22 protein-coding genes are annotated in these 25,590 nt (G+C 66.7%); 17 read left to right on the top strand and 5 right to left on the bottom strand.

The window, feature by feature from the left end:
• The first annotated feature begins 7 nt into the window (after nucleotides 1–7).
• Nucleotides 8–853 carry a rhomboid-like protein gene (locus tag SLQ30_RS00110; RefSeq protein ID WP_319444830.1) on the top strand — a complete coding sequence of 282 codons (846 nt, stop codon included), beginning with the start codon at nucleotides 8–10 and terminating at the stop codon, nucleotides 851–853.
• Here the strand turns inward: SLQ30_RS00110 and SLQ30_RS00105 are convergent.
• Nucleotides 760–2,340 carry an FMN-binding glutamate synthase family protein gene (locus SLQ30_RS00105; protein WP_319445537.1) on the bottom strand — a complete coding sequence of 527 codons (1,581 nt, stop codon included), beginning with the start codon at nucleotides 2,338–2,340 and terminating at the stop codon, nucleotides 760–762. The two genes, SLQ30_RS00110 and SLQ30_RS00105, sit on opposite strands and share 94 nt — an antisense overlap.
• A gap of 52 nt (nucleotides 2,341–2,392) precedes the next feature.
• Here SLQ30_RS00105 and pheS point away from each other — a divergent pair, with 52 nt between their 5' ends.
• The 11 genes from pheS to SLQ30_RS00050 all read left to right on the top strand — a co-directional run bounded on the left by pheS (nucleotide 2,393) and on the right by SLQ30_RS00050 (nucleotide 15,496).
• Nucleotides 2,393–3,433, top strand: coding sequence for a phenylalanine--tRNA ligase subunit alpha (gene pheS / locus SLQ30_RS00100; RefSeq protein ID WP_319444829.1), 1,041 nt, complete (start codon nucleotides 2,393–2,395; stop codon nucleotides 3,431–3,433).
• On the top strand, nucleotides 3,433–5,931 hold the full coding sequence (gene pheT, locus SLQ30_RS00095; RefSeq protein WP_319444828.1) for a phenylalanine--tRNA ligase subunit beta: 2,499 nt from the start codon (nucleotides 3,433–3,435) through the stop codon (nucleotides 5,929–5,931). The genes pheS and pheT overlap by 1 nt, the downstream gene beginning before the upstream one ends.
• Before the next feature lie 48 nt (nucleotides 5,932–5,979).
• On the top strand, nucleotides 5,980–7,014 hold the full coding sequence (gene argC, locus SLQ30_RS00090; RefSeq protein ID WP_319444827.1) for an N-acetyl-gamma-glutamyl-phosphate reductase: 1,035 nt from the start codon (nucleotides 5,980–5,982) through the stop codon (nucleotides 7,012–7,014).
• The gene (gene argJ / locus SLQ30_RS00085) at nucleotides 7,011–8,204 is read left to right on the top strand and encodes a bifunctional glutamate N-acetyltransferase/amino-acid acetyltransferase ArgJ (protein WP_319444826.1); all 1,194 of its coding nucleotides are present in this window, start codon (nucleotides 7,011–7,013) and stop codon (nucleotides 8,202–8,204) included. The genes argC and argJ overlap by 4 nt, the downstream gene beginning before the upstream one ends.
• Complete coding sequence (gene argB / locus SLQ30_RS00080; RefSeq protein WP_319444825.1) at nucleotides 8,201–9,076, top strand: acetylglutamate kinase; 876 nt, start codon at nucleotides 8,201–8,203, stop codon at nucleotides 9,074–9,076. Before argJ ends, argB begins: the two co-directional genes overlap by 4 nt.
• 32 nt (nucleotides 9,077–9,108) lie before the next feature.
• Nucleotides 9,109–10,305 (top strand): acetylornithine transaminase, encoded by a 1,197-nt coding sequence (locus SLQ30_RS00075; protein ID WP_319445536.1) that lies wholly within the window; start codon nucleotides 9,109–9,111, stop codon nucleotides 10,303–10,305.
• Complete coding sequence (argF, locus tag SLQ30_RS00070) at nucleotides 10,302–11,240, top strand: ornithine carbamoyltransferase (RefSeq protein WP_319444824.1); 939 nt, start codon at nucleotides 10,302–10,304, stop codon at nucleotides 11,238–11,240. The genes SLQ30_RS00075 and argF overlap by 4 nt, the downstream gene beginning before the upstream one ends.
• Before the next feature lie 31 nt (nucleotides 11,241–11,271).
• On the top strand, nucleotides 11,272–11,748 hold the full coding sequence (locus tag SLQ30_RS00065; RefSeq protein WP_319444823.1) for an arginine repressor: 477 nt from the start codon (nucleotides 11,272–11,274) through the stop codon (nucleotides 11,746–11,748).
• A 35-nt stretch (nucleotides 11,749–11,783) separates the two neighbouring features.
• Nucleotides 11,784–12,986, top strand: a complete 1,203-nt coding sequence (locus SLQ30_RS00060; protein WP_319444822.1) for an argininosuccinate synthase — start codon at nucleotides 11,784–11,786, stop codon at nucleotides 12,984–12,986.
• Nucleotides 12,983–14,398 (top strand): argininosuccinate lyase, encoded by a 1,416-nt coding sequence (gene argH / locus SLQ30_RS00055; protein WP_319444821.1) that lies wholly within the window; start codon nucleotides 12,983–12,985, stop codon nucleotides 14,396–14,398. The genes SLQ30_RS00060 and argH overlap by 4 nt, the downstream gene beginning before the upstream one ends.
• Before the next feature lie 135 nt (nucleotides 14,399–14,533).
• Complete coding sequence (locus SLQ30_RS00050; RefSeq protein WP_319444820.1) at nucleotides 14,534–15,496, top strand: homocysteine S-methyltransferase family protein; 963 nt, start codon at nucleotides 14,534–14,536, stop codon at nucleotides 15,494–15,496.
• Nucleotides 15,497–15,512: 16 nt separating this feature from the next.
• Here the strand turns inward: SLQ30_RS00050 and SLQ30_RS00045 are convergent, their stop codons facing one another.
• On the bottom strand, nucleotides 15,513–17,261 hold the full coding sequence (locus SLQ30_RS00045; protein ID WP_319444819.1) for an ABC-F family ATP-binding cassette domain-containing protein: 1,749 nt from the start codon (nucleotides 17,259–17,261) through the stop codon (nucleotides 15,513–15,515).
• Nucleotides 17,262–17,385: 124 nt separating this feature from the next.
• Between SLQ30_RS00045 and SLQ30_RS00040 the strand changes: the two genes are divergently transcribed.
• The 3 genes from SLQ30_RS00040 to SLQ30_RS00030 all read left to right on the top strand — a co-directional run bounded on the left by SLQ30_RS00040 (nucleotide 17,386) and on the right by SLQ30_RS00030 (nucleotide 21,111).
• Nucleotides 17,386–20,361, top strand: coding sequence for an acyl-CoA synthetase (locus tag SLQ30_RS00040; RefSeq protein WP_319444818.1), 2,976 nt, complete (start codon nucleotides 17,386–17,388; stop codon nucleotides 20,359–20,361).
• Nucleotides 20,362–20,449: 88 nt separating this feature from the next.
• Nucleotides 20,450–20,899, top strand: coding sequence for a hypothetical protein (locus tag SLQ30_RS00035; protein ID WP_319444817.1), 450 nt, complete (start codon nucleotides 20,450–20,452; stop codon nucleotides 20,897–20,899).
• Nucleotides 20,900–20,904: 5 nt separating this feature from the next.
• Complete coding sequence (locus tag SLQ30_RS00030; RefSeq protein ID WP_319444816.1) at nucleotides 20,905–21,111, top strand: Trm112 family protein; 207 nt, start codon at nucleotides 20,905–20,907, stop codon at nucleotides 21,109–21,111.
• Here SLQ30_RS00030 and SLQ30_RS00025 read toward each other — a convergent pair.
• Genes SLQ30_RS00025 through SLQ30_RS00015 form a run of 3 tightly spaced genes read right to left on the bottom strand, consistent with a single transcriptional unit; the run spans nucleotide 21,108 to nucleotide 23,232 of the window.
• Complete coding sequence (locus SLQ30_RS00025; RefSeq protein WP_319444815.1) at nucleotides 21,108–21,719, bottom strand: TetR family transcriptional regulator; 612 nt, start codon at nucleotides 21,717–21,719, stop codon at nucleotides 21,108–21,110. The genes SLQ30_RS00030 and SLQ30_RS00025 overlap by 4 nt on opposite strands.
• Nucleotides 21,716–22,534, bottom strand: a complete 819-nt coding sequence (locus SLQ30_RS00020; protein WP_319444814.1) for an ABC transporter permease — start codon at nucleotides 22,532–22,534, stop codon at nucleotides 21,716–21,718. The genes SLQ30_RS00025 and SLQ30_RS00020 overlap by 4 nt, the downstream gene beginning before the upstream one ends.
• On the bottom strand, nucleotides 22,468–23,232 hold the full coding sequence (locus SLQ30_RS00015) for an ABC transporter ATP-binding protein (protein ID WP_319444813.1): 765 nt from the start codon (nucleotides 23,230–23,232) through the stop codon (nucleotides 22,468–22,470). Before SLQ30_RS00015 ends, SLQ30_RS00020 begins: the two co-directional genes overlap by 67 nt.
• Nucleotides 23,233–23,290: 58 nt before the next feature.
• On the opposite strand from SLQ30_RS00015, the gene SLQ30_RS00010 reads away from it, so the two are divergent.
• Both SLQ30_RS00010 and tyrS read left to right on the top strand, forming a co-directional pair.
• The gene (locus tag SLQ30_RS00010) at nucleotides 23,291–23,902 is read left to right on the top strand and encodes a DNA-3-methyladenine glycosylase (RefSeq protein ID WP_319444812.1); all 612 of its coding nucleotides are present in this window, start codon (nucleotides 23,291–23,293) and stop codon (nucleotides 23,900–23,902) included.
• 92 nt (nucleotides 23,903–23,994) lie between these two features.
• On the top strand, nucleotides 23,995–25,266 hold the full coding sequence (gene tyrS, locus SLQ30_RS00005; protein ID WP_413467909.1) for a tyrosine--tRNA ligase: 1,272 nt from the start codon (nucleotides 23,995–23,997) through the stop codon (nucleotides 25,264–25,266).
• Nucleotides 25,267–25,590 lie beyond the last annotated feature (324 nt).

Genomic DNA, 25,590 nt, shown 5'->3' with positions numbered 1-25,590 from the left:
GTCATCGATGAGGTGGGCGATATCCCGGTTGCTGCTGGTGCGCGTCACGGTGGCGTACGGGGTCATCCTCTTCAGCGTCTACGCGATACTCGCGACGCTTGGACCGTCCATGCGGGACCGCGTGCTGCAGCACGCCAGTACCAATCTGCACAACTTGAGCCACGGACACCTAGGCACCCTGCTCGTCAGCGCGTTCGTGGTGGACGCCGGTTCGATCGTGCTGTGGTTGCCCGGCCTGCTCTGCCTTCTTGGGCTCGCCGAGCTGCTCTGGCGTAGTACCCGTTTGATCGTCGCCTTCCTGCTTGGCCACGTTGGCGCGACGGTGCTAGTCGCTGCGGGTCTCACTGCGGCGGTCACCTGGGGTTGGATGCCCGCTGCGGTCGCGAGGGCGACCGACGTCGGCATGAGCTATGGCGCCGCGGCCGTGCTGGGGACGTTCACCGCGGCGATATCGCCGCGTTGGCGTCCGCCCTGGATCGGCTGGTGGCTGGCCGTCGGGGTCGCCGTGATCACGGTGGGCCGGGACTTCACCGACGTCGGGCACGTCGTGGCGCTCACCCTCGGCGCGGCAGTGGCAAGCCGATTCGGGGCTCCTCGGCCCTGGACCCCGCTACGCGTCACGCTGCTGTGGATCGCAACGTCATTCGGCTTCCTGGTGATCGCGAATACGCTGCCGGAGTTGGTCGTGGCGTCCGCGTGCGGTGTCGTCGCGGTCGTGACGGTCGAAGCGGTGCGGCTCGGGTCTGCGTCGCTCGAAGCTCAGCGGAACTCGTCGGCCGAAGCCTCCACCCAGTCCGAAAGCCATGACTCCGGCGGTTCTTCGAGGAGTTCCCCGGGCATGAGCCACTCGTAGATCTCGGCATACGTCCGAGTGCGTTGTCCTTCGATACGACGATTGAGCATGGCCGGGGAGAGTGCGCGGAAGCCGTCCAGCCCCATTGACGCCACGATCTGCGCGGCGCTGGCGACGGTCGCCCGCTGATAGTTGAACACCCGAATCGCCTTGTCGGGCACGTGAAGTGCCCGTCCCCGCGCGGGATCCTGGGTTGCCACTCCGGTGGGGCAGTGGTTGGTGTTGCACTTGAGCGCTTGGATGCAGCCCACGGCGAACATCATCGCCCGCGCCGACATGGTGAAATCGGCACCCTGGCAGACCCGGCTGACGATGTCGACTCCGCTTGCCACCTTCCCAGACGCGCCGATGCGGATTCGCTCCCGCAACCCCGTACCCACCAAGCTGTTGTGCACCAGCATCAGTGCGTCGGTCAGCGGCATGCCGACGTGATCCTCGAACTCCTGCGGGGCCGCACCCGTGCCACCTTCGCCTCCGTCGACGATGACGAAGTCCGGAGCAATTCCGGTGGAGATGACGGCCTTGCAGATGGACAGGAACTCGGTGCGGGCACCGATGCACAGTTTGAAGCCGACGGGCTTGCCGCCTGAGAGCCGTCGCAACGTCGCGATGAAATCGATGAACTCGGTTGGCGTGCTGAACGCACTGTGTGCAGGCGGCGAAACCACCGTCCGGCCGATGGGCACCCCGCGTGTCTCCGCGATCTCCGCGCTGACCTTCGCGCCGGGCAACACGCCCCCCAAGCCGGGTTTGGCGCCCTGAGACAGCTTGATCGAGATCGCCTTTACCGAGCCGAGCTGCGACTTCTCGGCGAAGGCGACTGGATCGAACCGGCCGTCGACGTCACGGCATCCGAAGTACCCAGAGCCGATTTCCCAGATGAGGTCGCCGCCGGCCCGAAGGTGGTACGGGCTGATGCCGCCCTCGCCGGTGTCGTGAGCGAACCCGCCCCTGGCCGCGCCGCCGTTGAGTGCCTCGATCGCCTGTGCGGATAACGCGCCGAAGCTCATCGCCGAAACGTTCAGCATCGCAATGTCATACGGCTGCGTGCAGTCGGAGCCGCCAAGCCGAACCCTCGGGTCCAGTTCGTCGGCGAACTTCGCCCGGATCGAGTGTCGAAGGAACTCATAGCCGATGGCGTTGACGTCGAGCTCCGTGCCGAAGGGTTCGTCTCCCTTTGTGGCTTTGGCCCGCTCGTAGACCAGATCCCGGGTCTCTCTGTCGAAGGGCGCGGCCTCGGTATTGGATTCGATGAAGTACTGGCGAATCTCGGGGCGGATGAGCTCCATGAGAAATCTGACGTGCCCAAGGATGGGGTAAACGCGCAGAATCGTGTGTTTGGTCTGTACGAGGTCCCAGGTGCCTAGCACAGCCAGCGCCAGCACGACGACGGCGGGAAGCGCCCACCACACCGAGACTGCCAACGCCGCCGCCGCGGCGAGCACCCCGACTATCCAGACAGCTGCCACGATCATGGGCCGCACGATCACCGCGTGAGAGTAGCGCGAGTCACATGTGGCCCGTCGCTATGATCGCCGGGTGGCTGATCAGTCCGGATTGTCCGAGGAAGCGCTGACCGCGGCGGTTGGCGCCGCGAAGCATGCCTTCGACGCGGCTGCCGACCTCGATGCACTGGCCAGAGCCAAGACCGAACACCTCGGCGACAAGTCCGCGATCTCACTGGCCCGTCAGGAACTGGGGTCGCTGCCCAAGGACGAGCGCGCCGACGCAGGCAAGCGGGTCAACGTCGCCCGCACCGAGGCCCAGGGCGCCTACGACGAGCGGCTGGCGCTGCTGCGAGCTGAACGCGACACCGCGGCACTGGTGGCCGAGCGCATCGACGTGACCCTGCCGTCCACCCGCCAGCCGATCGGTGCCCGCCACCCGATCACCATCCTGGCCGAGCACGTCGCCGACACGTTCGTCGCGATGGGCTGGGAACTGGCCGAAGGACCCGAGGTCGAGACCGAACAATTCAACTTCGACGCGCTGAACTTTCCAGCGGACCACCCGGCACGCAGCGAGCAGGACACGTTCCACGTCGCTCCCGACGGATCACGACAGGTGCTGCGTACGCACACGTCGCCGGTTCAGATCCGCGCCCTGCTCGAGCGCGAACTGCCCGTGTACATCGTGTCGATCGGCCGGACGTTTCGCACCGACGAGCTCGACGCCACCCATACGCCGGTCTTCCACCAGGTGGAGGGACTCGCGGTAGACCGCGGCCTGACGATGGCCAACCTGAGGGGCACGCTCGACGCGTTCGCGCGGGCGGAGTTCGGGCCTGCGGGCCGAACCCGGTTCCGGCCGCACTTCTTCCCGTTCACCGAACCTTCTGCGGAACTCGACGTGTGGTTCGAGAACAAGAAGGGCGGCCCCGGCTGGGTGGAGTGGGGTGGCTGCGGCATGGTCAATCCGAATGTGTTGCGCGCCTGCGGGATCGACCCCGAAGAGTATTCGGGCTTCGCGTTCGGCATGGGCCTTGAACGCACACTGCAGTTCCGCAACGGCATCTCCGACATGCGCGACATGGTCGAGGGTGACGTGCGCTTCTCGCTCCCGTTCGGAGTGGGAGCCTGATGCGCGTTCCCTATAGCTGGCTTCGTGACGTCGTCCGGGCCGGCACGCCGGACTGGAACATTTCGGTGGACGAACTGGAGCGGACGCTGATCCGCATCGGCCACGAGGTCGAGGACATCATCCCCGTCGGACCCGTGACGGGGCCGCTGACCGTCGGTCGCGTCGCCGAGATCGAGGAACTCACCGAGTTCAAGAAGCCCATCCGGGCGTGCAAGGTCGACGTCGGTGAACCCGAGCCCCGCGACATCGTCTGCGGCGCAACCAACTTCAAGGTCGGTGACCTCGTCGTGGTGGCGCTGCCCGGAACTGTACTTCCTGGGGACTTCGCCATCGCCAAGCGCAAGACCTACGGCCGTACGTCTGACGGAATGATCTGCTCGGCATCCGAACTCAACATGGGCACCGACCACGCCGGAATCCTGGTGCTGCCGCCCGGCACTGCCGAGCCCGGCGCGTCCGCGATCGACGTCGTCGGCCTCGATGACGTGGTATTCGACCTCGCGATCACCCCCGACCGCGGTTACTGCCTCTCGATCCGCGGAATGGCCCGCGAGCTCGCCTGTGCGCTCGACCTCGAGTTCGCCGATCCCGCCGACGTGCCTGCGCTGCCCGTCGAGGGCGAGGCCTGGCCGCTGACCGTGCAGCCGGGTACGGGTGTGCTGCGCTTTGGGTTGCGCCCCGTAACGGGCATCGATCCAACTGCGGTGTCGCCGTGGTGGATACAACGACGACTGTTGCTCAGCGGCATCCGCGCCATCTCGCCTGCGGTCGACGTAACGAACTACGTGATGCTCGAAATCGGCCATCCCATGCACGCCCACGACCGTTCGCTCATCACCGGGCCATTCGACGTCCGCTTTGCAGAGCCGGGGGAGACGGTCGTCACGCTTGACGACGTCGAGCGTCGGCTCGATCCTGCCGACGTGTTGATCGTCGACGACGTCGCGACCGCCGCCATCGGCGGTGTGATGGGAGCGGGCACCACCGAGGTCCGCCCGAGCACTACCGACGTGTTGTTGGAGGCAGCGGTCTGGGATCCGGCCGCGGTGTCGCGCACACAACGCCGACTACATCTCGTCAGCGAGGCCGGCCGACGATACGAACGTTCCGTCGACCCTGCCATTTCCGTTGCCGCTCTTGATCGTTGCGCCACCCTGCTCGCGGATATCGCCGGCGGCACGGCGGAGCCTACGCTGACCGACTGGCGCGGCGATCCGCCTCGCGAGAATTGGGCTCCGGCACCGGTGAGCATGCCCAGCGACCTGCCCGATCGGACCGCAGGCATCCGCTACGCCGACGGCACGGCCGCCCGCCGCCTGACCCAGATCGGCGGCGCCGTCGAGACTTCCGAGCACGGCCTCGTGGTCACTCCGCCAAGTTGGCGCCCCGATCTCAAGCAGCCCGCTGATCTCGTCGAAGAGGTCTTGCGGCTCGAGGGGCTCGAACTCATTCCATCGGTGCTCCCGTCGGCGCCAGCGGGTCGCGGGCTGACACCTGGTCAACTTCGGCGGCGTGCGATCGGGAAGTCCTTGGCGCTCAACGGCTTCGTCGAGGTACTACCTACTCCGTTCCTGCCCGCCGGGATCTTCGACCAGTGGGGCCTAGCGGCCGACGACGCGCGCCGTGCCACCGTCGCCGTGCTCAATCCGCTGGAGTCCGAACGACCGCAACTTGCGACGACACTCCTGCCCGGGCTGCTGGAAGCACTGAGCCGCAACGTTTCCCGCGGCGCCGTCGACGTAGCCCTGTTCGCCATCGAACAGGTCGTGCAAGCGACCCCGCAGACGCGGGCCATCGAACGCATCGAGAATGATCGACGCCCCACCGCCGACGAGATCGCGGTCATCGACGACTCGCTGCCACGCCAGCCGCTACACGTCGCCGCCGTGCTGACGGGCCTGCGCGAACCAGGTGGACCGTGGGGACCGGGCCGCCCGGTCGACGCCACCGACGCATTCGAGGCCGTCCGTACCATCGGCCGGGCCTGCCAAGTCGAGGTCACGCTGCGGGCCGCTCAGCTCCTGCCGTGGCATCCGGGCCGATGCGCCGAGGTAGTCATCGTCGGCGCCGCCGAAGACCGAGTCGTCGGCCACGCCGGGCAGCTTCATCCGGCTGTCATCGAGCGGACCGGGCTGCCGAAGGGCACGTGCGCACTCGAGCTCGACCTCGATGGCGTACCGATCGTCGAACCGCTGCCCGTTCCGGCTGTGTCACCGTTCCCGGCGGTGTTCCAGGACGTCAGCCTGATCGTGGAGGCGGGCGTTGAGGCTCAGGCCGTCGTCGATGCGGTCCACGCAGGGGCGGGCGAGTTGCTCGAGGACGTCCGGCTCTTCGACGTCTACACAGGGCCGCAGATCGGCGAGGGTCGCAAGTCTCTGACCTTGGCGTTGCGCTTCCGCGCCCCCGATCGGACGCTCACCGAGGACGAGGCAAGCGCCGCCAGGGACGCCGCCGTGGCCGTCGCGGCCGAACGCGTCGGCGCCGAACAACGTCGCTGACGCATAATCTATTTGCATCAGACTGCATAACAATGCAAAATCGTCCGAGTGACTTCAGTGGCGGTGGCCGGCGCGAGCGGATACGCGGGCGGCGAGATCTTGCGACTCCTGCTCGGGCATCCGGCCTATGCGGACGGACGCCTGACGCTTGGTTCGGTAACTGCGGCGGCAAGCGCAGGGACGACGCTCGGCGAGCACCATCCACACCTGCTCCCGTTGGCCAGTCGTGTCCTCGAGCCCACCGAGGTGGACCTGCTCGCCGGACATGACGTGGTGTTCCTGGCGCTTCCGCACGGCCATTCCGCCGCGTTGGCCGAGCAGCTGGGACCCGACACCCTGATCGTGGACTGTGGCGCCGACTTCCGGCTGACCGACGCAGGCGCGTGGGAGCGGTTCTACGGCTCGGCCCACGCGGGCAGCTGGCCCTACGGACTGCCCGAGCTACCCGGTGGCCGGGAGGCACTGCGTGGAGCCAAGCGCATCGCCGTTCCTGGCTGCTATCCGACGGCTGCGCTGTTGGCGCTACTGCCCGCCCTTGCCGAAGACCTTGTCGAGCCCGCCGTGACGGTGGTCGCCGTGAGTGGCACCTCGGGAGCGGGCCGGGCCGCGAAAGTCGACCTGCTCGGATCCGAGGTGATCGGGTCGGCCCGCGCCTACAACGTCGGCGGGACGCACCGTCATACGCCCGAGATCGTCCAGGGGTTGCGCACGGTCACCGACAAGGACGTTACGGTGTCGTTCACCCCGGTGCTGATCCCGACGTCGCGCGGCATCCTCGCCACCTGCACAGCGCGTACCACTGCTTCGCTGTCCGAGGTGCGGGCGGCCTACGAAAAGGCTTACGGCGACGAGCCGTTCGTTCATTTGCTTCCCGAAGGACAGCTGCCGAAGACCGGCGCGGTCGTAGGCAGCAATGCTGCCCAGGTGGCAGTGGCCGTCGACGTGGATGCGGGAGTCCTGGTGGCGCTGTGCGCGATCGACAATCTGGTGAAGGGAACCGGTGGTGCGGCCGTGCAATCGATGAACCTCGCGCTGGGCTGGCCGGAAACCGAAGGATTGTCGATCGTGGGAGTGGCGCCATGAAACTCGTACGCACCCAAGGTGTTACCGCCCCCTCCGGATTCCGGGCGACCGGCATCTCGGCAGGCATCAAGGTCTCCGGCAGACCGGATCTCGCGCTGGTCTTCAACGAGGGTCCCGACCACAGTGCGGCCGCGGTATTCACCCGCAACAAGGTCAAGGCCGCCCCGGTGCTGTGGACACAGCAGGTGATAACGACCGGCAGGCTTCGCGCCGTGATCCTCAACTCTGGCGGTGCCAACGCATGCACCGGACCCGGCGGCTTTCAGGACACTCACGCCACGGCCGAGGCGGTCGCGGGCGCACTTTCAGAGTGGGGCACCGACACCGGTGCCATCGAAGTCGCCGTCTGCTCAACGGGATTGATCGGGGACCGGCTGCCTATGGACAAGGTGCTGGTCGGCGTCAAGGACATCGTGGCCGAGCTGGCGGGTGGATTGACCGGCGGTACCGAGGCGGCGGAGGCAATCATGACCACCGACACGGTGCCCAAACAGGTTGCGCTGCACCATGAGGGCGACTGGACCGTCGGCGGCATGGCAAAGGGTGCAGGCATGATGGCGCCGTCGCTGGCCACCATGCTGTGCGTCATCACCACCGACGCCGTCGCCGATGCCGACGCACTGAACCGGGCGTTGCGTAACGCCACTGCCCAGACGTTCGACCGGCTCGACATCGACGGCAGCTGTTCGACAAACGACACCGTCGTGCTGATGGCTTCGGGCGCGAGTGAAATCGCGCCCAGCCAAAGCGAACTCGACGACGCGCTGCTCGCCGTGTGTAACGACCTGTGTGCACAGCTTCAGGCCGACGCCGAGGGCGTGACGAAGCGCATCGCGATCACCGTCACCGGTGCAGCCAGCGAGGACGACGCCGTCGTTGCCGCGCGGGTCATCGCACGCGACAGCCTGGTGAAGACCGCTCTGTTCGGCTCCGATCCGAACTGGGGCCGCGTGCTGGCGGCGGTCGGAATGGCACCGGTTGAACTGAACCCCGACCTGATCAGCGTGTCGTTCAACGGTGCTCCGGTGTGCGTCGACGGCACCGGCGCACCTGGCGCGCGCGACGTGGACCTCTCGGGCGCCGAGATCACCGTCGTCGTCGCGCTTGGCATCGGTACCGGTGAAGCGACCATCCGTACGACGGATCTGTCTCACGCCTACGTCGAAGAGAACTCGGCCTACAGCTCGTGACCGCACCCGATACGCACACCAAGGCGTCCGTGCTCGCGGAAGCGCTGCCTTGGCTCAAGCAGTTGCACGGCAAAATCGTCGTCGTGAAGTACGGCGGCAACGCCATGACCGACGACGTGCTGAAGGCGGCCTTCGCGGCGGACATGGTCTTCCTCCGCAACTGCGGCATTCATCCTGTCGTCGTGCACGGCGGTGGCCCGCAGATCAGCGCCATGCTCAAAAGGCTTGGCATCGCAGGAGACTTCAAGGGCGGATTCCGCGTCACCACACCAGAAGTACTCGACGTCGCGCGGATGGTGCTCTTCGGTCAGGTAGGGCGGGAACTGGTCGGGCTCATCAACGCCCACGGTCCGTACGCGGTGGGCATCACGGGGGAGGACGCGCATCTGTTCACGGCCGTGCGGCGCAGTGTCACGGTCGACGGCGTGGCCACCGACATCGGTCTGGTCGGTGACGTCGACCGTGTCAACACCGCTGCCGTCTTGGATCTGATTGCGGCCGGCCGCATTCCGGTGGTCTCCACCATCGCCCCCGATGCCGCTGGCGTGGTGCACAACATCAACGCCGACACTGCGGCCGCCGCGCTGGCCGAAGCGCTCGGCGCGGAGAAACTGTTGATGCTCACCGACGTCGAGGGCCTTTACACCAGCTGGCCCGACCGGGATTCGCTGGTTACCGAGATCGACGTCACGACGCTGACCGGGCTGCTGCCGACGCTCGAATCGGGCATGGTGCCCAAGATCGAGGCCTGTCTGCGCGCGGTCGCGGGCGGCGTGCCAAGCGCGCACGTCATCGATGGCCGTGTCGAACACTGCGTGCTGGTCGAATTGCTTACCGATGAAGGAGCCGGAACGAAGGTGGTGATGAAGTGAGCACCGGAGGGCAGGAGCGCAGCGACCGGGGAATGTCCCGGACTGAAGGGCTGCAAGAGCGTTGGCAGGCCGTGATGATGGACAACTACGGCACCCCGCCAGTGGCGCTGGTCAGCGGTGACGGCGCCGTGGTTACCGACGCTGACGGCAAATCCTACGTCGACCTGCTCGGCGGCATCGCCGTGAACGTGCTGGGGCACCGCCATCCAGCTGTCATCGAAGCCGTGACAACACAGCTGAACACCTTGGGCCATACGTCCAACCTGTATGCCACGGAGCCAGGTATCGCGCTCGCCGAGGCGCTGGTTGCCCACCTTGGAACCCCGGCACGGGTGTTCTTCTGCAATTCCGGCACCGAGGCCAACGAAGTCGCCTTCAAGATCAGCAGGCTCACGGGCCGGACCAAACTCGTTGCCGCCGAGGGAGCTTTCCACGGCCGCACGATGGGCTCGCTTGCGCTGACTGGGCAGCCGGCCAAACAGGCTCCCTTCGCTCCGCTGCCAGGCGACGTGACCCACATTCCGTACGGCGACGTGGAAGCGCTCGCGGCCGCGGTCACCGACGACACCGCCGCGGTCTTCCTCGAGCCCATCATGGGGGAGGGGGGCGTCGTCACGCCGCCGCCCGACTACCTGGTCGCGGCTCGGGACATCACCGCCAGGCACGGCGCGCTGCTGGTGCTCGACGAGGTACAGACCGGGGTGGGGCGTACGGGCAGCTTCTACGCTCACCAACGCGACGGGGTGACACCCGATATCGTCACGCTGGCAAAGGGTTTGGGGGGCGGTCTGCCGATCGGAGCCTGTCTGGCCATCGGCGCCACCGCTGACCTGCTGACCCCTGGTCTGCACGGCAGCACGTTCGGCGGCAACCCCGTGTGCACGGCGGCCGCACTCGCAGTGCTCAAGGCACTCGACGACGAGGACCTCATCACGCGTGCCGACGTGCTCGGCAAGGCGTTGAGCCATGACATCGAGGCCCTCGGACACCCGCTCGTCGACCACGTCCGTGGTCAAGGGCTACTGCGCGGCATCGTGTTGACCGCACCCCGCGGCAAGGCCGTCGAACTCGCCGCCCGCGACGCCGGGTTCCTGGTCAATGCGGCGGCCCCGGACGTCATCCGGCTCGCGCCGCCGCTCGTGGTCACGGAGGCGCAGCTCGGGGCGTTCGTCGCCGCGCTGCCAGCTGTGCTCGACACCGCCACCGCAGCCGTGGAGGAGAACTCATGACACTCCGGCACTTCCTCCGTGACGATGACCTGACGCCCAGCGAGCAGGCCGAAGTACTCACGCTGGCCGCCGAACTCAAGCAGGCACCGTTCAGAAGCCGGCCACTCGAAGGGCCACGCGGTGTCGCCGTGATTTTCGAGAAGAACTCCACCCGCACCAGGTTCTCGTTCGAGGTTGGCATCGCGCAGCTCGGCGGCCACGCCGTGGTGGTCGACGGGCGCAGCACCCAACTGGGCCGCGAGGAGACCCTCGAGGACACCGGCCAGGTGCTGTCCCGCTACGTCGACGCGATCGTGTGGCGGACGTTCGCTCAAGAACGGCTGAGCGCCATGGCATCCGGGTCCACGGTGCCGATCGTAAACGCACTGTCCGACGAGTTCCACCCGTGCCAGGTGTTAGCCGATCTGCAGACGCTGGCCGAGCGGAAGGGCAACCTGACCGGGCTACGGATGGCGTACTTCGGTGACGGCGCCAACAACATGGCGCACTCGCTGATGCTCGGCGGGGTGACCGCGGGAATCAACGTGACGATCGCCGCGCCAACCGGTTTCGAACCGCACCCGATGTTCGTGGCTGCCGCGCGGCAACGGGCCGATGAAACGGGAGCGACGGTCACCGTCACCTCGGATCCGCGAGCCGCCGCCGATGGTGTCGACGTCATCGTGACTGACACGTGGACGTCCATGGGGCAGGAGAACGACGGACTCGACAGGGTTCGGCCGTTCCGACCTTTCCAGATCAATGCGGAGCTGCTGAAACTCGCCGACCCGGATGCCATCGTGCTGCACTGCCTTCCCGCGCACCGCGGTCACGAGATCACCGACGACGTCATCGACGGGCCGCAGAGTGCCGTCTGGGACGAGGCCGAGAATCGGCTGCATGCCCAGAAGGCGCTGCTGGTGTGGTTGCTCGGGAAGAACGGGCTGCCCGCATGACTTTCAAGCGAGAAGCGAAGCGGTATCGCGCATGACAGCCGCCACCCGGGCCGGACGCCAGGCGCGCATCGTGACACTGCTGTCGTCGAATTCGGTGAGCAGCCAAAGCGAATTAGCCTCGATGCTCGCCGAGGAAGGCATCGAGGTCACCCAGGCCACGCTGTCGCGGGACCTCGAAGAGCTCGGTGCAGTGAAGCTGCGCGGGGCCGACGGCGGCGTCGGCGTCTACATCGTGCCTGAGGACGGCAGCCCCGTTCGTGGGGTGACCGGCGGTACCGAACGGATGTCCCGCCTGCTCGGAGAACTTCTGGTGTCCACGGACGCGAGCGGCAACCTGGCGGTCCTACGCACGCCGCCCGGGGCGGCGCACTACCTGGCCAGCGCGATCGACCGGGCGGCCCTTCCATACGTAGTCGGCACGATCGCCGGCGATGACACCATCTTCGTGATGGCGCGCGAGCCGATGACGGGCGCCGAGATGGCCGACGCGCTCGAACACCTTAAATAGCAACGAAAAGCACTGGAAAATAAGGAGATTACTTCATGTCCGAACGCGTCATTCTGGCGTACTCCGGCGGTCTGGACACCTCGGTCGCGATCAGCTGGATCGGCAAGGAGACCGGTCGCGAGGTCGTTGCGGTCGCCATCGACCTCGGGCAGGGCGGTGAAGACATGGAGGTCATCCGGCAGCGCGCGCTCGACTGCGGCGCCGTGGAGGCCGTCGTGGTCGATGCCCGCGACGAGTTCGCCAACGAGTACTGCCTGCCGACCATCAAGAGCAATGCCCTCTACATGGACCGCTATCCGCTGGTATCGGCCATCAGTCGGCCGCTGATCGTCAAGCACCTGGTGGAGGCCGCCCGGGAGTACAAGGGCGGCACGGTGGCCCACGGATGTACGGGTAAGGGCAACGACCAGGTCCGCTTCGAGGTCGGATTCGCCTCGCTGGCGCCAGAGCTCGACGTGCTCGCTCCCGTCCGGGACTACGCGTGGACCCGCGAGAAGGCCATCGCCTTCGCCGAGGAGAACGCGATCCCCATCAACGTCACCAAGCGCTCCCCGTTCTCGATCGATCAGAACGTGTGGGGTCGGGCGGTGGAAACCGGCTTCCTGGAACACCTTTGGAACGCTCCCACGAAGGACGTCTACGACTACACCGAGGATCCGACTGTCAATTGGAGCTCGCCCGACGAGGTCATAGTCGGGTTCGACAAGGGTGTACCGGTGTCCATCGACGGGAAGCCCGTCACGGTGCTTGAGGCCATCGTCGAACTCAACCGCCGGGCAGGCGCCCAGGGCGTCGGCAGGCTCGACGTCGTCGAGGACCGGCTGGTTGGCATCAAGAGCCGCGAAATCTACGAGGCCCCGGGCGCCATGGTGCTGATCACCGCCCACACCGAACTCGAACACGTCACGCTCGAACGTGAGCTTGCGCGGTTCAAGCGCACCACCGATCAACGCTGGGGCGAGCTCGTCTACGACGGCCTGTGGTACTCGCCGCTGAAGCGCGCCCTGGAGACGTTCGTCGACCACACGCAGGAACACGTCACCGGCGAGATCCGGCTGGTGCTGCACGGCGGTCACATCGCGGTCAACGGTCGACGTAGCCCGGAGTCGCTCTACGACTTCAACTTGGCTACGTACGACGAGGGCGACACGTTCGACCAGTCCAGCGCCAAGGGCTTCGTGCACGTGCACGGCCTGAGCAGCAAGATCGCCGCGAAGCGGGACATGGCGGGATCGTGAGCACCAACGAGGGCTCGCTGTGGGGCGGCCGCTTCTCGGGCGGTCCGTCGGAAGCGCTTGCCGCGCTGAGCAAGTCCACCCACTTCGACTGGGTGCTGGCACCGTACGACGTCAAGGCGTCGAAGGCGCACGCGCGGGTGCTGTTTCGCGCCGGGCTACTCACCGAGGAGCAGCGGGACGGTCTGCTCGCAGGTCTGGACAGCCTCGGTGCGGACCTCGCCGACGGCAGCTTCGGACCGCTGCCCACCGACGAAGACGTGCACGGTGCGATGGAACGCGGGCTGATCGACCGCGTCGGCGACGAGCTCGGCGGGCGGCTGCGGGCGGGCCGGTCGCGAAACGACCAGGTAGCCACCTTGTTCCGGATGTGGCTGCGCGACAACATGCGCACGGTCGGCAGCGCCGCCCTCGACGTGGTCGCGGCGTTGGCCACCCAGGCGGCCTCGCATCCCACCGCGATCATGCCGGGCAAGACTCATCTGCAGTCGGCGCAGCCGATTCTCCTGGCGCATCACTTGCTGGCCCACGCCCATCCGCTGCTGCGGGACGTCGAACGGATCGTTGACTTCGACAAGCGCGCTGCGGTGTCGCCGTACGGAGCGGGTGCGCTCGCCGGTTCGTCGCTCGGGCTCGACCCGGACGCAATTGCCGATGAACTCGGGTTCACGGCCGCCGCAGACAACTCCATCGATGCGACGGCTTCGCGCGACTTCGCCGCCGAGGCCGCGTTCGTGTTGGCGATGATCGCCGTTGACCTTTCCCGGCTGGCCGAGGACGTCATCCTCTGGAGCACAACCGAATTCGGCTATGTGGCGCTGCACGATTCCTGGTCTACGGGCAGTTCGATCATGCCGCAGAAGAAGAATCCCGACATCGCCGAACTGGCCCGCGGCAAGTCGGGCAGGCTGATCGGCAACCTGACTGGCCTACTGGCCACGCTGAAGGCTCAGCCGCTGGCCTACAACCGGGACCTTCAGGAGGACAAGGAGCCGGTGTTCGACTCAGTCGCGCAATTGAACCTGCTCCTTCCCGCAATGGCGGGTCTGATCGGCACTCTGCGCTTCGACACCGACCGGATGGCCGAGCTGGCCCCGCTGGGCTACACATTGGCCACCGATGTCGCCGAATGGCTCGTCCGGCAAGGGGTTCCGTTTCGCGTCGCCCACGAGGCGGCAGGTGCGGCCGTCAAGGCTGCCGAGGCGCGCGGCGTCGGGCTCGAAGAACTGGCCGACGACGAGCTGGCAGGCATCCACCCCGGGCTCACCGCCGAGGTCAGGGAGGTGCTGACGGTGGCAGGCTCGGTGAATTCGCGTGATGCCCGCGGCGGCACGTCGCCGATTCAGGTGGCCAAGCAGCTCGGCATCGTTCGCGACACGGCGGATCGGCTGAGGATCACCCTGCGCGGGTTCTAGTCGTCGGCGCGCGGAGCGAATCGACATTTGCTAATTCTGTGCCAAAAGTGGCAAATGGACTGTTGGCGTCCCATCTCCACGGCTAGTCTGATCTTTGCCCTCATTGCGAGAGCGCAGGTGCCGGAGGGGGTCACCATGTCGACGGAGTTTCCGATACAGCAGGCCGGGTTGAACTATTTGACCGAAGGCGGCCAAGAAACCGAGATCATGTACAAGTACGGGTACGAGCTCCCGAGCTTCGCCCTGTTCCCACTGCTCGACAACCCGGACGCCGTGACCGAACTGCGCGGCATGTACGGACGGTATCTCGACACCGCCGCTCGCCATGGGTTCGGCGTGGTCATCGGCGGCCTCGACTACCGGGCAAGCCCAGACTGGGGCGCTTTGCTTGGCTATTCGAGTGAGCAGCTGGCCGAGATGCAGATGCGCAGCATCTCCTTCCTGCGTGAGGTCGCCCAGCCGTATCAGGCGCAGGTGCCCGCGCTCCTCTACGCCGGGATCGTCGGTCCTCGCGGTGACGCGTACGAGACCAACCAGACGATCACTGCCGACGAGGCCGAGGAGTACCACGGCACCCAGCTCGCCACTCTGGCCCGCGCCGGCGTCGACTTGGTCGAGGCGATGACGTTCACCTCCGTGCCGGAGATGATCGGCTTGTCGCGTGCTGCATCCCTTGCGGGCCTACCTCTTTCGATCTCATTCACCCTCGACAACAGCACCCGTCAGCTACCATCGGGGCCAACTCTGAAGGACGCGATCGAGACGATCGACGCGCAGACGGGTGATGATCGGCCCGCGTTCTACGGCATCAATTGCTCCCATCCACTCGAGTTCACGCCGGCGATCGAGCCGGGCGACTGGTTCGAACGAGTGCGGTGCCTGCGACCGAATGCCGCGATGATGGACAAGATTTCGCTGTGCACGCTCGGGCACCTCGAGTCGGGCGACCCGGTGGAGCTTGGTGAGCTCATGGGTGGCCTGGCCCTGCAGTACCCGCACATCGACATGTGGGGCGGTTGCTGCGGCACATGGGAGACCCACCTCGACGAGATCGCGCGCAACGTGTACGCGGCGCGGGACCCAGTAGCGCTGTGCTAGCGGTTCCATCCCGGCCCTAGTCTTCCGCGAGCGCCAGCCACTCCTCCTCGAGGGATTCCTGGCGTACGTGAAGCTCACGCAGTTCGTGGTTGAGCTCGACCAACCGCAGATGGTCGGCGGCCGCCTCAGCCATCGTCTGGTGCAGCTTCGCAATCCGCTCGTCGAGCTTGCGGAGCTGACTCTCGATGCGGGACAGCTGCTTTCCCGCCTTGTGTTCGCGCGCCGAGGCGGTCTCGTTGCGGTCGCTGGGGCGCGTCACCGAGGCCCCGCTGGCGGTGGGCCGCTCGGCCAGGTACTGCTCGATTCCGCCGGGCAGGAGCACGCAGCGGCCACCGCCGGGCAGCGCATACGTCACGTCGCTGACCCGTTCGAGGAAGTACCGGTCGTGGGTGACGACGATCAGCGTGCCCGGCCAGCCGTCGAGATAGTCCTCGATGACGTTCAGGGTGTCGATGTCGAGGTCGTTGGTGGGCTCGTCGAGCAGCATCACGTTGGGTTCGTCGAGCAGAAGCCGCAGGAACTGGAACCGGCGCCGCTCTCCACCTGAGAGCTCGGACAACCGCGTCGTCAACTTGTCGCCGGTGAACCCGAAGTCCTCGAGCAGGGTGGCCGTGCTGACCTCCTTGCCGCCCGCCAGCTCGGTGATCCGCTTGGCGTTCTCGACGGCGTCGAGGACGCGTTCGTTGCCGTCCATCTCCACCAGCGCCTGGCTCAGGTAGCCGATCCTGAGTGTCTTGCCGCGCTTCACGCTGCCGGAGGTCGGGGCCACCTCACCGGTCAGCAGCTTCAGTACTGATGTCTTGCCGGTGCCGTTCACGCCGACCAGTCCGATGCGCACGCCCGGCCCGATCGACCAGTCCAGCTTGTCGAGGATCGTCTTCTCGCCCACCTCGAAGCTGACGCGGTGAAGGTCGAACACGTCCTTGCCCAACCTGGCCGTCGCGAAGCGTTGCAGGGCGAGCGAGTCGCGCGGCTCCGGTTCGTTGGCGATCAGGTCGTTGGCCGCCTGGATGCGGAACTTCGGCTTCGACGTCCGCGCGGGTGCTCCCCGCCGCAGCCACGCCAGCTCCTTGCGCACCCGGTTGCGGCGCCGCGCCTCGGTGCCCGCGGCCATCCGAGACCGTTCGGCACGGGCCAGCACGTATGCGGCGTAACCACCTTCGTAGGCGTCGACGGCGCCGCCGTGCACCTCCCAGATGTCCGTGCAGATCGCGTCGAGGAACCACCGGTCGTGGCTGACCACCAGCAGCGTCTTGGACCGCCGTTGGGAGAGATGACCGGCCAGCCATGCGATGACCTCGACGTCGAGGTGGTTGGTCGGTTCATCGAGCACGAGGACGTCATGACCCGCTAGCAACACCGCGGCCAGTGCCACGCGGCGGCGCTCACCGCCGCTGAGGTTGCTCACCTCGCGGTCGAGCGCCACCTCGGTCAGCAGATTCTCGACGACCGACCTGGTTTCGGCCTCGGCGGCCCAGATGTGGTCGGCCCGGCCGTCGACGATCACGTCGCGCACCGTCGCGTCAGGCTTGAAGTCGTCGGACTGGTGCAGGTAGCCGACGGACAGCCCCGATGTGTGAGTCACGCGGCCGGAATCGGGTGGGCGCGTCGCGGTGAGCATCTGGAGCAGCGTGGTCTTGCCGTCGCCGTTGCGACCGACGACCCCGATTGCCTCTCCTTCGTCGACGCCGAGGCTCACGCCGTCGAGCAGGGTGCGGGTACCGAAGCCGACGGTCACGCGTTCGAGGTTGATGAGGTTCGCCATAAGGGGCCGATCATAGGCGGCTTCGCGGCCATCGGCGTCCGGGCAATCCTCCCGGGACACGCGTGCCGCTGTGCCATGATGACGTCTGGGATCGGGGAGTTCGGGCTTGTAAAAGGGGAGCGTAGTGGTCGATTTCTCGGCATTCACCCGCCCGGTCGGACGCCTGGTGGCGACGGCCCAGAACGGGTTGGAAGTGCTGCGCTACGGCGGTCTGGAGACCGGCGCGGTGCCCTCGCCGTTCCAGATCATCGAGAGCGTGCCGATGTATCGGCTGCGCCGTTACTTTCCGCCGGACACCCGGCCCGGTGCGAAGCCCGCCGGAACCCCGGTGCTGATGGTGCACCCCATGATGATGTCGGCGGACATGTGGGACGTGACCCGCGACGAGGGGGCCGTCGGCATCCTGCACGCGGCGGGCATCGATCCGTGGGTCATCGACTTCGGTTCCCCCGACAAGATTGAGGGCGGCATGGACCGCAACCTCGCCGACCACGTCGTGGCGCTGAGCGAGGCCATCGACACAGTCAAGAAGGTCACCGAGCGCGACGTCCACCTCGCGGGGTACTCCCAGGGCGGCATGTTCTGCTATCAGACAGCCGCTTACCGACGGTCGAAGGACCTCGCGAGCATCATCGCCTTCGGATCGCCCGTCGACACCCTGGCCGCCCTTCCGATGAACCTGCCGCCCAACCTCGCCGTCGGTGCTGCGGACTTCATGGCCGATCACGTCTTCAGCCGTATCGACATTCCCGGATGGCTGGCCCGCACCGGGTTCCAAATGCTCGATCCGCTGAAGACGGCTCAGTCGCGCTTGGACTTCGTCCGTCAGCTGCACGACCGCGAGGCCCTGCTCCCGCGGGAACAGCAGCGTCGGTTCCTGTCCAACGATGGTTGGATCGCTTGGTCGGGTCCCGCCATTGCCGAATTGCTCAAGCAGTTCATCGCACACAACCGCATGATGAGCGGCGGGTTCTCCATCCACGGTGACCTCGTCACGCTCAGCGACATCGACTGTCCGATCCTGGCCATCGTCGGCGAGGTCGACGACATCGGGCAGCCTGCCGCAGTCCGCGGCATCAAGCGCGCGGCACCGCGGGCTGATGTCTATGAATACCTCATCCGCGCAGGGCATTTCGGGCTGGTGGTGGGATCCAAGGCGGCCAACCAGAACTGGCCGACGGTTGCGGGTTGGGTCAACTGGCTGGATGGCAAGGGCGAGCTGCCGGACATGGTCGTACCAATGGCCTTGCAGCCCACCGAGACTGGCGACAGCGGGGTGGCCTTCGCCTCTCGCGTCGCGCACAGCGCCGCCGCTGCCACCGAGATGACGTTCAGCCTCGCGCGGACGGCTGCGGACGCGCTATTCGCGGCGAACAAGTCGGCGCGTGCGCTGGTCGTCGAAACGGCCCGTACCCTTCCACGCTTGGCACGCCTCGGCCAGATCAACGACCACACACGCATCTCGCTGGGGCGCATCATGGGCGAACAGGCCGCCGCGACCCCGGATGGTGAGTTCCTGTTGTTCGACGGCCGGGTACATACCTATGAGGCCGTCGACCGACGCATCAACAACGTGGTGCGCGGCCTCATCGACGTCGGGGTGCGCCAAGGCGCCCACGTCGGAGTGCTGATGGAGACCAGGCCTAGCGCGCTCGTCGCCATCGCCGCACTGTCCCGCTTGGGTGCGGTGGCCGTGCTGATGCCGCCCGACGGAGACCTCGTCGAGGCCGCGCGACTGGGCGGCCTATCCGACGTGATCGCCGATCCAGGCAATCTCGAAGCCGCCCATAAGCTTCCGCTTCGCGTACTCGTGCTCGGCGGCGGCGAGTCTCGCGACTTGGGCCTGCCCGAGGATGCCGACGTGGTCGACATGGAGCAGATCGACCCCGACGTCGTCGAGTTGCCCGGCTGGTATCGGCCGAATCCCGGGTACGCCAAGGACCTGGCGTACATCGCCTTCGCGACCGTCGGAGGTGAGCTCGTCGCCCGGCAGATCACCAACTTCCGCTGGGCCCTGTCGGCCTTCGGCACCGCGTCGGCGGCCAATCTCGGCCGCGGGGACACCGTGTACTGCCTGACCCCGCTACACCATCAGTCCGGGCTGCTCGTGAGCCTCGGCGGTGCGGTCGTCGGCGGTACCCGCATCGCGTTGTCGCGCGGCCTGCGGCCCGACCGCTTCCTTCACGAGCTGCGCCAGTACGGCGTCACCGTCGTGTCGTACACGTGGGCGATGTTGCGTGAGGTCATCGACGATCCGTCGTTCGATCTGCACGGCAACCATCCGGTTCGGCTGTTCATCGGTTCCGGCATGCCCACCGGACTCTGGAAGCGCGTCCAGGAGGTGTTCCAGCCTGCGAACATCGTCGAGTTCTTCGCCACGACCGACGGGCAGGCCGTGCTGGCCAACGTCTCCGGTGCAAAGATCGGCAGCGAGGGTCGTCCGCTTCCAGGTGGCGGCCACGTCGAGCTCGCCGCGTATGACGTCGAAGACGACCTCATCCTGGAGGACGACCGCGGATTCGTCCGGCTGGCCCAGCCCAACGAGGTCGGTGTGCTGCTCGCCCACCCGCGTGGCCCGGTGGATCCCACCGCGTCGGTCAAGCGCGGCGTGTTCGCGCCCGCGGATACCTGGGTGTCGTCGGAGTATCTGTTCCGGCGGGACGAGGACGGCGACTACTGGCTCGTCGACAACCGCGGTTCGGTGATCCGTACCGCACGTGGCCCCGTGTTCGGCGCGGCCGTCAACGACGCCGTCGGACGGGTCGGTGCCGTCGACCTGGCGGTGACCTACCGCGTGCAAGACGGGTCGCGGACCCTGGCCGTGACCGCGTTGGCGCTGGCTCCCGGTGGGAGCGTTCCGACGGCCGACCTCAACGAGGCAATTGCCGGGCTGGTAGTTGGCTTCCCTCCGGACTTCATCCACGTCGTGCCCGATATGAAACTCAGCGCGTCCTACCGGCCGCTGCTGGCTCCGCTGCGCGCAGCCGGAGTGCCCAAGCCGGCTCGGAATTCGTGGTACCTGGACGAGCAGACCAAGGAGTACAGGCGGCTCACGACGGCGGTCCGCACGGAGCTACTCCACACCTCGGACGGCGAATGAGACCGTGCCGCATAGGCGCTGCTTTGCTAGGCTCCGGCTGGCGGCAGCATGCCGTCAGGGTCGGGGCACCCCGCGCAGTGGAGGATTCATGATTTCGCAGACCAGCAGCTATCCGGGCTGGCGCCGTGCCGCCACTGGCGGCATGGCCAGCGCTGTGCTTGCCGGTGGTTTGATCGCCGGCTTCGGTTCGGGCACCGCCAGCGCCGACGTGCTCGACGACATCAACGCGCAGTACGACGTCGGTTCGGGGGGCGGCCAGATCTCCAACCTCATTCACAGTGCGATCAAGTTGCGCGCCGCCGGCTACGTGCCGTCCAAGGGCAACATGGCCGATCTCGAGGCCGGGATGGCCAAGCGCCCCAACCAGGGACCACTGGTAGAGGCATTGCAAGCGACCGTCGCCTTCCAGCGGCGCAACCAGGCGCGTGGCGCCGCTCAGCAGCCTCAGGGCCCGACGAACATCTCGATCAACCAGGCGCCCAACGGCTTGCCACCGGGCATTGGCCCCGGCGGTGGAGTCGTCCTTCCGATCGGCTGAACGTCGTGCTCTCCGCGCAATTACGAAGCATCCTGGTGTGTCCGGAAGATCGTGGCCCGTTACTGCTCATAGGTGACGAGGCGCTGTACAACCCGCGTCTGCGTCGGTCCTACCGGATCGAAGATGGGATCCCCGTGCTGCTGGTCGACGACGCGGTGACCATCACCGACGAGGCCGAGCACCAACGCCTGTTGGAGCGCGCGGAGGCCTAGTCGAATCCCGGGAGTGCTCCGGTGAGATACCGCTGCAGGTTGGGTGCGATCGTCTCGGCGAGCTGCGCGACCGGTAGCGACTTGAATGGCTCCAGTTCCAAGATGTAGCGCGCAATCACGACGCCGACGAGCTGCGACGCGACGAACTGCACCCGGATGGGCCCCGAGCCTGGAGGGCTGTCGACGCGAGCCCCCACCTCGACGGTGACCACGTCCTGCAGGAACGACCGGATGAGGCTGACGTCGTCTCCGGCCAGCAGCGACCGCAGCGTCGCGATGATGCCCGATCCCAGCTCGGAATCCCACAGCGGCAGGAGTATGGACGGCAACGTCAGTCCGAGCTGCTCGAGCGGGACCTCGCGCAGCGGCACGATGACCTGCATCGGATCGATCGGGAGGTGGACGGCCGCGGCGAACAGCTGCTCCTTGGTGCCGAAGTAGTGGTGAACCAGGGCTGCGTCGACGTCGGCCGCGGCGGCGATCGCACGGATCGATGTATTGCCGATCCCGTTGCGGGCAAACATTTCTCGCGCATTGGACAGGATGCGGTCGCGTGTGTCGGAGGTGCCAGGGGGTCGGCCCGGGCGCTTGCGGCTTGCGCCGCTCACGGCGTTCTGCGCCGTAGCGTGGCTGCGGCCAGGCCCATCGCCACCACCGCGAATGCCACCACCACCGCGATGTCACGGGCCGCCGTGGCCGTGAGTTCGGGATGGGCGCCGACCTCCTTCAACGCCTCGAGTGCGTAGCTGGCAGGCAGCGCGTTGCTGATCCACTGCAGCCAATCGGGCAGTACCTCGCGCGGCACGATGATCCCGCATAACAGCAGCTGCGGTGCGATCACGACGGGCATGAACTGAACGGCCTGAAACTCGGTGCGCGCGAACGCACTACACAACAACCCCAGTCCGACGCCCAGCACCGCGTTGATGATGGCGATCACGAATACCAGCGCCGGGCTGCCCGCGGTATCGAGCCCCAGGAGCCAGAACGAGATGACACAGGCCAACGTGGCCTGCGCTGCCGCGGCGATGGAGAACGCGGTGCCGTAGGCCGCCAGCAGATCCAGTCGGCGCAGGGGAGTGGTCAGAATCCGCTCGAGCGTCCCCGATACCCGTTCCCGCTGCATCGTTATCGAGGTGATCAGGAACATCACGATGAGCGGAAACACTCCGAGCATGATCAGGCACGCATTGTCGAACGGTGACGGCGTGCCCGGCCGGTGCGGCACGTCCTTGAACATGAAGTACATCAACGTGATGATCAAGCTCGGCACGACGAGGATCATTGCGACGCTGCGATGGTCGCTGGCCAGCTGCCGCAGGATCCGTCCGGTGGTCGCCAGGTAGGCCTGCGGACTCAGGCGGGCGCGGGTGCGGTGCTGTGCCGAATGACGGACAGGAACGCTTCCTCCAGTGACTGACATCCCGTGTCCTTTCGCAGTGTGGTCGGTGTGGTGTGGGCAAGCAGGCGGCCCTCGCGCAGTAGCAGCAGATCGCCGCAGTGGTCGGCTTCGTCCATGACGTGGCTCGACACCAGCAGCGTTGTGCCCCGCCTCGCCAGGTGGTGAAACTGCTCCCACAGGTCCACTCTGAGTACCGGGTCGAGCCCGACCGTCGGTTCGTCGAGCACCAGCAGGTCTGGTTGCGCCACCAGTGCGCAGGCCAGCGACGCCCTAGTGCGTTGTCCGCCGGAAAGGTTGCCGCACAACGCCGTTCGATGGTCTTCGAGCCCGACGTTTGCGATGGCCGCATCCGCCGCACTGGCATCGGATCCGTACAGCGCGGCGAAGTAGCGCACGTTGTCGACGACGCGAAGGTCGGGGTAAATGGTGGGGTCCTGGGTGACGTAGCCGACGCGGTGGCGCAGCTCGGGGGAGCCCGCGGGCAGACCGAGCACGGTGACCGTCCCGGAGGCGATCAGCTGGGTTCCGACGATGCTGCGGATCAACGTGGTCTTACCGCATCCCGACGGACCGAGGACGCCGGTGATCGTGCCGGCGGCGATGCGCACCGTGACGTCGTCCAACGCCGTGCGCTTGCCGCGGATCACGGTCAGATGATCGACCGCGATGGCTGGGCCTCCGCGGTCCGACATTAATTCATCAGGTGATGAAGTCATCATGTGATGAATATGCTCCCCAGTCGAAGAGGTGTCAAGAGTGCCGGGCACAATCGCTCTCATGAGCGCCGAACCGCTTGCGACCGACCCCGTCGCGGCCGCTCAGCGCCTGCTCGGCGGGGTGCTGACCGGCAGGGGAACGTCGGCGGTGATCGTCGAGGTGGAGGCGTACGGCGGACCGCCCGACGGACCATGGCCGGACGCCGCGTCGCACTCCTTTCGCGGCCGCGGCGGCCGCAACGAGATCATGTTCGGCCCGGCCGGTCGGCTCTACACCTATCGGAGTCACGGCATCCACGTGTGCGCGAACGTGGTGACCGCTTACGACGGGGTGGCAGGCGCGGTCCTGCTTCGCGCAGGCGCCATTCAGGACGGCGTCGACGTGGCGGTGGGCCGTCGGGGTAGGCCGTTGAAGGAGTCGGCGCTCGCCCGCGGCCCTGGCAATCTATGCCAGGCGCTTGGAATCACGATGGACGACAACGGGATTGACCTGTTCAACCCTGCCAGCCCGGTCACGCTCTCGCTGGCGGCCCCACATGCTGGCGTGAGCGGACCCCGCGTCGGGGTGAGCAAGGCCGCGGATCGTCCATGGCGATTCTGGCTGGCGGGCCGTCCCGAGGTGTCGGCCTTCCGGCGCAGTCCTCGAGCGCCTGCGCCTGGTGCCAGCGACTGAGCCCGCATAACCCGGGCGCTGCTCCATCACTGCGCTGCCGACCGTAGGGGAAGATCGACCCTGTGACATCTGCGAAACCCGAGGGATCGGGCATCCTCGACGAGTTGGAATGGCGTGGGCTGATCGCGCAGTCGACCGACCGCGACGCACTGGCCGCCATGCTGGCCGAGGGGCCGGTCACCGCGTATTCGGGATTCGATCCGACCGCGCCGAGCCTGCATGCAGGACACCTGGTGCCGCTGTTGACACTTCGTCGCCTGCAGCGCGCCGGGCACCGTCCGATCGTGCTGGCTGGCGGGGCGACCGGACTGATCGGGGATCCGCGCGAGGTCGGCGAGCGGGTAATGAACACCGCCGACACCGTCGCCGATTGGAGCGAACGCATACGGGGTCAGCTGGAGCGGTTCGTCGACTTCGACGACTCCCCAACGGGCGCGATCGTCGTCAACAACCTCGACTGGACGTCACAACTGTCGGCGATCGACTTTCTGCGGGACGTGGGCAAGCACTTCTCCGTCAACGTCATGCTCGATCGCGACACCGTCCGTCGGCGCCTGGACGGTGATGGCATTTCGTACACCGAGTTCAGCTACATGCTGTTGCAGGCCAATGACTACGTCGAGCTACATCAGCGGCACGGGTGCCGGCTTCAGATCGGCGGGTCGGACCAGTGGGGCAACATCATCGCCGGCGTTCGATTGGTCCGGCAAAAGCTCGGCGCGACGGCTCATGCACTGACAGTGCCGCTGGTCACGACCGCCGACGGCGAGAAAATCGGGAAGTCAACCGGTGGCGGCCGGGTATGGCTCGACCCCGATCTGACGACCCCCTATGCCTGGTACCAGTACTTCCTCAACACCACCGACGACGACGTGCTCCGGTTTCTGCGCTGGTACACCTTCGTGACGCCGGACGAGCTCGCCGACCTCGAGGAAGCGACGCAGCAGCGACCTCACGAACGTGCGGCGCAGCGGCGCCTGGCTCAGGAGCTGACCAGTCTGGTGCACGGGCAGGCTGCGACGGAGTCCGTCGAACATGCAAGTCAGGCGCTGTTCGGGCGAGGTGAATTGAATGGCCTCGACGAGGCGACGCTGGCTTCCGCCTTGCGCGAGATCGGCAATGGCCAAGTGGCGGAGCTCGCGTCGGGTGGTCCCGACACCATCGCCGACCTGTTGGTGGCCAGCGGGCTCTCGCCGAGCAAGGGCGCGGCCCGCCGCACCATCGCCGAGGGCGGGGTCTACGTCAACAACTCTCGTGTCGAGAGCGAGGAGTGGACTCCGCAGCCATCCGACTTCCTTCACGGGCAGTGGTTGGTGCTGCGGCGAGGCAAGCGAAATATCGCAGGCGTGGTGCGCGTTGAGTAGAAGACGCTGAGGGTTGGCGGAGTCGAAAAAGACCGTCTATCAGGCGATTTGACTCAGAGTTTTCCCTCTTGTAACTTAATCCAGGTCGTCGCGACGCGGTCCAGCCGCTGAGCGCGACGGCATCCGAGAGGGAAGTCCACTTCGGTGGGTGTCCTCATCTGCCCGCACTACAGACCGCGGCTTTTCGCCGCGGGGTTGTTGCGCGGTCAGGTCGGGCGTGTTGTTTGAGAACTCAATAGTGTGTTTGGTGGTTTTTGTTTGTTTGTTTTGCCATGCCTTGGGGGGACTCCCCGTCTTCCGTTTTCAGGGTGTGGTTGTTTTTTT

The sequence above is a fragment of the Mycobacterium sp. RTGN4 genome (genome assembly GCF_033804635.1).
Classification (GTDB): domain Bacteria; phylum Actinomycetota; class Actinomycetes; order Mycobacteriales; family Mycobacteriaceae; genus Mycobacterium.
Note: the sequence above shows the minus strand (reverse complement) of the source record. Positions and strands in the feature narration are given on the sequence as shown.